Origin of the sequence: Xanthomonas sp. 3307 (genome assembly GCF_014199735.1) — a bacterium.
GTDB lineage: Bacteria > Pseudomonadota > Gammaproteobacteria > Xanthomonadales > Xanthomonadaceae > Xanthomonas_A > Xanthomonas_A rydalmerensis.
In genome coordinates this window covers 24852-31823 of record NZ_JACHOG010000015.1, presented here as the reverse complement: position 1 = coordinate 31823, position 6972 = coordinate 24852, and the positions used below count along the sequence as shown (strand labels likewise).

At 69.5% G+C, this 6972-nt stretch carries 7 protein-coding genes; 2 read left to right on the top strand and 5 right to left on the bottom strand.

Features of this window, described 5'->3' with window-relative positions; genetic code table 11:
* Window positions 1–298: 298 nt before the first annotated feature.
* The 4 genes from GGR64_RS20525 to GGR64_RS20510 form a co-directional block, all read right to left on the bottom strand.
* Window positions 299–1207: an alpha/beta fold hydrolase gene (locus GGR64_RS20525; protein ID WP_184648147.1), complete on the bottom strand. Its 909-nt coding sequence runs from the start codon at window positions 1205–1207 to the stop codon at window positions 299–301.
* A gap of 3 nt (window positions 1208–1210) precedes the next feature.
* Complete coding sequence (locus GGR64_RS20520) at window positions 1211–2311, bottom strand: DUF3182 family protein (RefSeq protein WP_184648145.1); 1101 nt, start codon at window positions 2309–2311, stop codon at window positions 1211–1213.
* 41 nt (window positions 2312–2352) lie between these two features.
* On the bottom strand, window positions 2353–2553 hold the full coding sequence (locus tag GGR64_RS20515) for a hypothetical protein (protein WP_160964578.1): 201 nt from the start codon (window positions 2551–2553) through the stop codon (window positions 2353–2355).
* 218 nt (window positions 2554–2771) lie between these two features.
* Window positions 2772–3191, bottom strand: a complete 420-nt coding sequence (locus tag GGR64_RS20510) for a hypothetical protein (RefSeq protein ID WP_184648143.1) — start codon at window positions 3189–3191, stop codon at window positions 2772–2774.
* A 298-nt stretch (window positions 3192–3489) separates the two neighbouring features.
* Between GGR64_RS20510 and GGR64_RS20505 the strand changes: the two genes are divergently transcribed.
* Window positions 3490–5112: a SulP family inorganic anion transporter gene (locus GGR64_RS20505; protein ID WP_184648141.1), complete on the top strand. Its 1623-nt coding sequence runs from the start codon at window positions 3490–3492 to the stop codon at window positions 5110–5112.
* A 147-nt stretch (window positions 5113–5259) separates the two neighbouring features.
* Window positions 5260–5766: a cupin gene (locus GGR64_RS20500; protein ID WP_160964584.1), complete on the top strand. Its 507-nt coding sequence runs from the start codon at window positions 5260–5262 to the stop codon at window positions 5764–5766.
* An 18-nt stretch (window positions 5767–5784) separates the two neighbouring features.
* Here the strand turns inward: GGR64_RS20500 and GGR64_RS20495 are convergent, their stop codons facing one another.
* Window positions 5785–6972, bottom strand: a complete 1188-nt coding sequence (locus GGR64_RS20495) for a putative peptide maturation dehydrogenase (protein ID WP_184648139.1) — start codon at window positions 6970–6972, stop codon at window positions 5785–5787.

Sequence of the window (6972 nt, the reverse complement as noted above, 5' to 3'; positions counted from 1 at the left end):
TAAGCTTCAGGAGCGACTGGACTTCCCCCACCTCCTCCGATGATCAGTCGGAAGACATGACGCCTGTTTAAGGGCGCCAGGTCCAGATACAAGGAACGGCTTCAGCCGCGACTGGCGTTACTGGGAACTGCTGTCGCGGCTGAAGCCGCTCCTACGAGTCTTCGGGAATTATTGAAAGCGCCCAGGCCGCCGCCTGCCGGCGCAGCAGCGACAACCGGCTAGCACACCATCGCGCACACGGCACATTCGCGGCCTGCGCCGCGTGCAGCGGTCACACGCCTCCCACGCTGCATACGGCTCAACGCGACGAAGTGGGCGGCGAGGTGGAAGTAGGCGGCGGGGCGCTGCGCTCCTTCGCTTCGAGGCGACCGTGGAACGCGTTCGACCCCTGGCCCGCCGCCGTCGCTGCCTCGCCCTCGCTGCGCTTGAGCCGCTGCTTGCGCTGTTCGACCACGCTGCTGGCCAGCGCCACGCGACGTCCGATCACCATGTCGGTCAACCAGTCGATCAAATAGCGCGTGTAGGCGGCCTGGTGCGCCTTCTCGGTCAGCGCGTGATCGGCGCCGGCGATCGTGCGCGTGGTCAGAGTGCGTGCGTTGGAGAACGCGGCGGCGTAGTTCCTCAGCACCTGCCCGGGCACGATCACGTCGCGCTCGGCCTCCACCAGCAGCACATCGCCGCGATAGCGTTGGCATGCCGCCAGGGCGCGGTTGTCCGCCGGCGCCACCACGCGGTGCCGGTACGGCATCAGGTCCGGATCGCGGTTCAGCGCGACTTTCGGGCCATCCCAGTGCGCGTCCTTGTACAGCGCCGGCGAGCGCAGCGCCAGCCACTCCACCGGGCGCTCCAGGGTCAGCAACGCGGCCAGATAGCCGCCGTAGCTCAGCCCCACCACTGCGATCGCCTCCGGATCCACCTGCGGCGACGCCGCCAGACGATCGTAGGCCGCCTTGATGTCGTCCAGGTTCTGCGCGCGCGTCACCGTCTCGCGCATCGCCGCCAGGCCTTCGTGGCCACGCAGGTCGAAGGTCAGGCAGACGCAGCCCAGGCCCGCCGCCTCGCGCGCGCGCACCAGGTTGTGGTGCTGATTGCCACCCCAGCCATGCACGAACAGCACGCCGGGCAGGCGGCTGGTCGGCGTCAGCAGGGTGCCGCTGAGGGATGCGCCATCCACTGCGATGTCGATGCTGGAAAGTTCGGCTTCCATGGATCAGGCCGCGCTGCGCATGTAGCGGTACTTGGTCAGCAGGCCGGTGCGCGGCTCCTCGCCGACGTAGTAGACCTGCGCCCCGGCCGGCGGCGGCGGATGCGCGCCGTAGCGTTCGACAGTGGCGGCGACCACGCGCTGCAGCGTCGGCGACTGCTGGAACGCGGCGACCGCAGCCAGTTCCGCCGGGGTGGCGCCGCCGACACGCCAGGACTGCTCAAGCACGCCGCAGGCGACGCTGCCGTCGGGCACCAGGCCCTCGATCACGTCGTAGTTGCGCCGCGAGGCATAGAAGCCGGGATAGGCCGCGGCCACCAGTCGATCGTAATCGCGCGCTTTCATCACCGCGGTGCGCTGGCGCGGCGGCAATGGCTGCTCCAGCAGCGTGTCGAGGGTGCCGCGGATCACGTGCAGTTCCGAGCCGCCGTACGCCTCGCGGCCGCTGCTGTCACGGGTGAGCGATTGCGTGCCGCAGTAGGCGATGGTCACGCCGGCGCAGTGGGTTTCGCCGACGCTGAAGGTGGTCGGCTGGTGCAGATGCCGTTCCAGCACCACGCCATGCCGGTGCAGCTCCTGTGCGGGCAGTGCCGCCAGCGCGGCATCCAGCGCCTGCGCATCGCCAAGCAACACCTGCCCCAGTCCACCGACCCCATGTGGCAGCTTCAGCCGCACCTGGCCGCCCTCGCACAGGCGCGCATACGCGCGCCGGGCGTCCGCTGCGCTGAAGGCGGTGTAGCCCGGCAGCGTGGCCGACGCCAGCGCCACGCCCAGGTCCGGTTGCCAGCCATCCGGCGCCTGCGCATCGGCATCGATCAGCGGATGGCTGATCGCCTTGGTCGCGACGAAGGCATGCGGCACCACGCCGCCAAGCAGATCGGCTGCGGCATGCACGCCGAACTGTTCGGCCTGCGCGGTGGTGAGGGTTTCGTCCGGCACGCAGAACGCACAGGCTCCGGCAGCACAGCCTTCCTCGTGCAACGGCAGATGCATCAGGCGCGCCACTTCGGCGACCACCCAGGCATGCGTGGCCGCCTCATGGCCAGCGGACGCGGCCTCGCGCAGATGGCAGGCGCGGACCTGGGCATGGGGAGCGGATCGGGCCATATGGGATGCTCCGTGCGGATCGGGAAGACGCACTGCCTCGGTCACGCGCCGCCCCAGCGCAACAGGAGCACGACGACCAGCGCCAGCAACAGCAGCACCACGACTGCGCCCAGCCAGCGGCTGCCACGCAGCTGCCGCCACCAGGCCGCGGCTTCGGACGTGCCGCTGGCGTCGCGCACGCGCCGCGGTGGCGGCGAGGGCGCGGAAGGAGGAGCCGCAGGATGGCGGTCGTCGTGGCGCATGGACCCAGGCTGTCGCGCAGGCCGTCGCATGGGGGTGAACGCGATGTGGTGCGCGTGTCATCGCGCGACCAGCGAAGCGCAATGTCGAGGCGGTGCTGCGCCCCGGCGCGCACGCCCGAGGCTAGCGACGAAGACGACTCAGTACGAGCAGAACGCGTGCCGCGTTATCACGGCCGCCCGAAGGCGCAGCAGCACGAATGGCGTGCTCCGCCCAGCGCTCAGGCAACTGCGGCGTGCTGCGGCAACCGCGCGTCGATCCGGTGCTTGCCGGCCAATGCCTGCATGCCCTGCAAGGTGGCCTGCACCGCACTGGCGTAGCCGCTGCGCCACAGCTCGGCGCGCGACTGCCGCGACGACGCCGCATCCAACGCCAGTGCGAACGCCGGCACGCGGGGATCGGCCAGTGCGGCGCGCTCTAGGAACGGTTGCTCCGGCGCGATGACATCGACCGGTGCCAGCCAGGCATCGGCGACCAGTTCGGCCACGCCGGCGCGGTGCGAGAGCTGATGCATGGCGCTGAGCGTCTCGTGCAGCATTTCCAGGCACGCCCACTGCCATAGCGCCGCCCTGTACTGCGGGTCGGCCTGGTCCAGGGCGGACAAGGCGCCATCGACATGATCGATGCGTAGATCCTGCATGGCCGACTCCACGATGCGGCGTTGCGATTGCCACATTCTGCGCGGCGAAAGTGAGCGCAACGTGAGTCGCACGATGGCGGCAGCGTGGATGCGGTCACAGCGGGCGCGGCGACAGCCGTCGCGTATACTGGCGACGCGCCTCTGCTCGCGCCGATCCCTCACCACGCGCTTCCCATGACGCCACCCTGAACCCCGCCGCTCGCATCGGCCCGCCTCGACGGCTGGCCGCAGGTTGCTGGTTTTCCATTGCATACAGCGAGCGCTGCCCTGCGACAGGGCGGTGTCGGGAGTGTCTACCTTGAAGCTTTCCTCTTCCCTGCGCCAATCCTGGTGCGGCAATCTCCGTGGCGACGTCCTCGCCGGCCTGGTCGTCGCATTGGCGCTGATTCCCGAGGCGATCGCGTTCTCGATCATCGCCGGGGTCGACCCCAAGATCGGCCTGTACGCCGCCTTCTGCATCTGCGTCACCATCGCCTTCGCCGGTGGACGCCCCGGCATGATCTCCGCTGCCACCGGCGCGATGGCGCTGCTGATGATCGGTCTGGTCAAACAGCACGGCCTGCCCTACCTGCTGGCGGCCACGCTGCTGACCGGCGTGCTGCAGATCCTGGCCGGACTGTTCAAGCTCGGCGCGCTGATGCGCTTCGTCTCGCGCTCGGTGATCACCGGCTTCGTCAACGCGCTGGCGATCCTGATCTTCATGGCGCAACTGCCCGAACTGATCGGCGTGCCCGTGCCGGTGTACCCACTGGTGGCGCTGGGGCTGTTGCTGATTTACGGCCTGCCCTGGCTGTCGCGACGCAGCTTCCCCGGCATCGGCCTGTGGCTGCTGGTGCTGGGCGCGGCATTGACCGCAGGCAGCATGGCGCCGTGGACGCTGCTGCCGGTCGCCGTGGGCGGTGCGACGGCGCTGCTGCTCGGGCACCGCTGGACGCGCGGGCTGGCCGTACCGCCGCCATTGGTGGCCATCGTGCTGTTGACCGGACTGGCGCTGTACTTCGGCATCCACGTGCCCACCGTCGGCGACAAGGGGCAACTGCCCGATCGCCTGCCCAGCCTGCTGTTGCCGACCGTGCCGTGGACGCTGGAGACGCTGCGGATCGTGTTCCCGGTCGCGGCGACGATGGCGGTGGTCGGCCTGCTCGAGTCGATGATGACCGCGCAGATCGTCGACGACATGACCGACACGCCTAGCGACAAGAACCGCGAATGCGTGGGCCAGGGCCTGGCCAACATCGTCAGCGGCCTGTTCGGCGGCATGGCCGGCTGCGCGATGATCGGGCAGTCGGTGATCAACGTGAAGTCCGGCGGGCGCGGCCGCCTGTCGGCGCTGGTCGCCGGCAGCGTGCTGTTGCTGCTGGTGGTGTTCGCCGGCGCCTGGGTACGGCAGATCCCGATGGCCGCGTTGGTGGCGGTGATGATCATGGTCTCGGTGGGCACGTTCAGCTGGCGCTCGCTGGTGCAGCTGCGTACCCACCCGGCCAGCTCCAGCGTGGTGATGCTCGGCACCGTCGTGGTGACCGTGGCCACCCACGACCTGGCGCGCGGCGTGCTCACCGGGGTGTTGCTGTCGGCGCTGTTCTTCGCGCGCAAGGTCGGGCGCATGCTCGATATCGCCAGAAGCCAGGACGCCGATGGCGGCCACACCTACCGCATCCGCGGCCAGCTGTTCTTCGCCTCGGCCGGCAGCTTCGCCGGCGCCTTCGACTTCGCCCATGCGCCGGCGCGGGTCACCCTGGATCTGAGCCAGGCGCACGTCTGGGACATCAGCGCCATCGGCGCACTGGACCAGGTCGTACTGAAGTTCCGCCGCCACGGCGCGCAGGTCCATGTGGTCGGACTGAACCCGAGCAGTGCGGCAATGGTCGGGCGGCTGGGTACGCATCAGCACGGCGACGTGGAGAGTGTGCCCCTGCATTGAGGCAATCCGGGCACAGCACGATACGGCACATCGCGTGGGCAGCAGGCACGCCGCGCGACCGCCACCGCGCTTGCGTTCCTGTAGCGACATGGCGACGACATCGACCGATTAGCATCGGCCTGCCGACGACCGTGCAGGAGAACCGCGATGCCGCTGGACCACTGGCAACTGCCGCCGCACGACTGGGTGCCCAACCACCCGTTCCTGCCGGTGCTGCACTATCGGCACTGCGTCGGCGCCATCGACGCCGACGGCTTCGAACGCCGCTTCGGCGCGCACGGCTGGCCGCCGCAATGGCGCGACGGCATCTACGATTACCACCACTACCACTCCACCGCGCACGAAGTGCTCGGCGTCGCCCGCGGCAGCGCCCGCGTGCTGCTCGGCGGCCCCGGCGGCATCGAGGTCGCGCTCGCAGCTGGCGATGCCCTGTTGCTGCCGGCCGGCACCGGCCACTGCCGGCTGTCCGCCAGCGCCGACTTCATGGTCGTCGGCGCCTATCCGGCCGGCCAGGACTGGGACATCTGCCGGGAGCCGCCCACGGCGGCCATGCTGCAGCGGATCGCGCAGGTGCCATTTCCGCAGAGTGACCCGCTGCTCGGGGCGGATGGGCCATTGCTGGAGTATTGGCTGAAGCCTACCGCCGTCGATTGACCTCGTCGTCCAACATGGTCACACCTGCCGCGAAGCGGACCCCGCCGCCCAGACGTCGCACGCCGGATCGAACTCGGTCGTGGCTGCGTGCTCGGACCGCCAACCGAAGCCGCAGATCGCCATGACGCTCTGGCGCATCGGATCCAGGCCCAGTGCCTTGCCGAGATCGACGTCGTTGATGGCAGAGGTGACGAACGCGCCCAACCCCAGATCGGTCGCCGAAAAGTACAGCGCCTGCGAAATGTGGCCGACGTCCAGGGTCAGTGCGCGATAAGCCTTGGCGTGCTGGCGATACTTCCAGAACGTCCGGTTGAATCGCGGCGCCAGCAGCACCAGCACGTGGGCATCGGCGAACCAGTGCTGTCCGGCCAGCGCCAGACGCGCGAATGCGTCGATGTCCGGCCCCGGGCACGACAACGGTGACAACGCATGCTCCACCGGGTGGTAGTGGTACAGCCCCGGCTCGATCCCTTCCACCCGGCGCACCAGCAGATAGGCTTCGGTGGGATGCAACCCGCCAGCGGACGGCACGTTCTTCTTCAGGAATACCGTATCGTCCTGGACACGCAGCGTCGCCCGCGCCATCAGCACGCGCTGCAACATGCGCAGGAACAGCGCATGCGGCAGCGTGCGGGCAGCGTCGTAGTTGCGGCAGGTGACGCGACGCGCAAGCATGGCCTCGAACGCGCCGTCGTCCAGCCGCGGCAGCGGAATCCTGGCGAGACCGGAATCGACCTCCTGCACTTCGGGCGGTGGCGCCCCCAGCTTGCGGCGCAGGTCGGGGGCGGACACCATGCCGTTGCGCTCCATCGCGGTCACCCCATCGATGCCCTGCCAACGGCTCGCCCAGTGCGCGACGGCGGCAGCCGGCCACCAATGCGCGGACCGCAATGCCTCGTCGCGTTCGCGAAACGCCGCAGAACGTGGGTCGTCGCCGATCAGCAGGCCGCGTTCGAGGGCCCGCTCGATCGCGTCGTCCGCATGGTCGGCCAGTTGCGCACGCTCGACCCATTCCGTGGGACTGACCTGGCCGAGCAACGGCAGGTCGGCTAGGTCCAGTTCGAGCTCACTGTCCAGGTGCGGCGCCAGCGCGACCCACGCGCGCCGGCGGTGCAGTCCGGCACCACCACGGAGCAGGCTCGCCAGGTCGAACGCCACACTTTCCCGCGCCTCGACGAACAGTACGGCGCAACGCCTCAGGCGCAT

Bases quoted from the DNA above. Each gene is read 5' to 3' on its own strand.
- GGR64_RS20525 (WP_184648147.1), bottom strand. From the start codon at position 1,207: ATGGAAGCCGAACTTTCCAGCATCGACATCGCAGTGGATGGCGCATCC.
- GGR64_RS20520 (WP_184648145.1), bottom strand. From the start codon at position 2,311: ATGGCCCGATCCGCTCCCCATGCCCAGGTCCGCGCCTGCCATCTGCGC.
- GGR64_RS20515 (WP_160964578.1), bottom strand. From the start codon at position 2,553: ATGCGCCACGACGACCGCCATCCTGCGGCTCCTCCTTCCGCGCCCTCG.
- GGR64_RS20510 (WP_184648143.1), bottom strand. From the start codon at position 3,191: ATGCAGGATCTACGCATCGATCATGTCGATGGCGCCTTGTCCGCCCTG.
- GGR64_RS20500 (WP_160964584.1), top strand. From the start codon at position 5,260: ATGCCGCTGGACCACTGGCAACTGCCGCCGCACGACTGGGTGCCCAAC.
- GGR64_RS20495 (WP_184648139.1), bottom strand. From the start codon at position 6,972: ATGCGCCTGAGGCGTTGCGCCGTACTGTTCGTCGAGGCGCGGGAAAGT.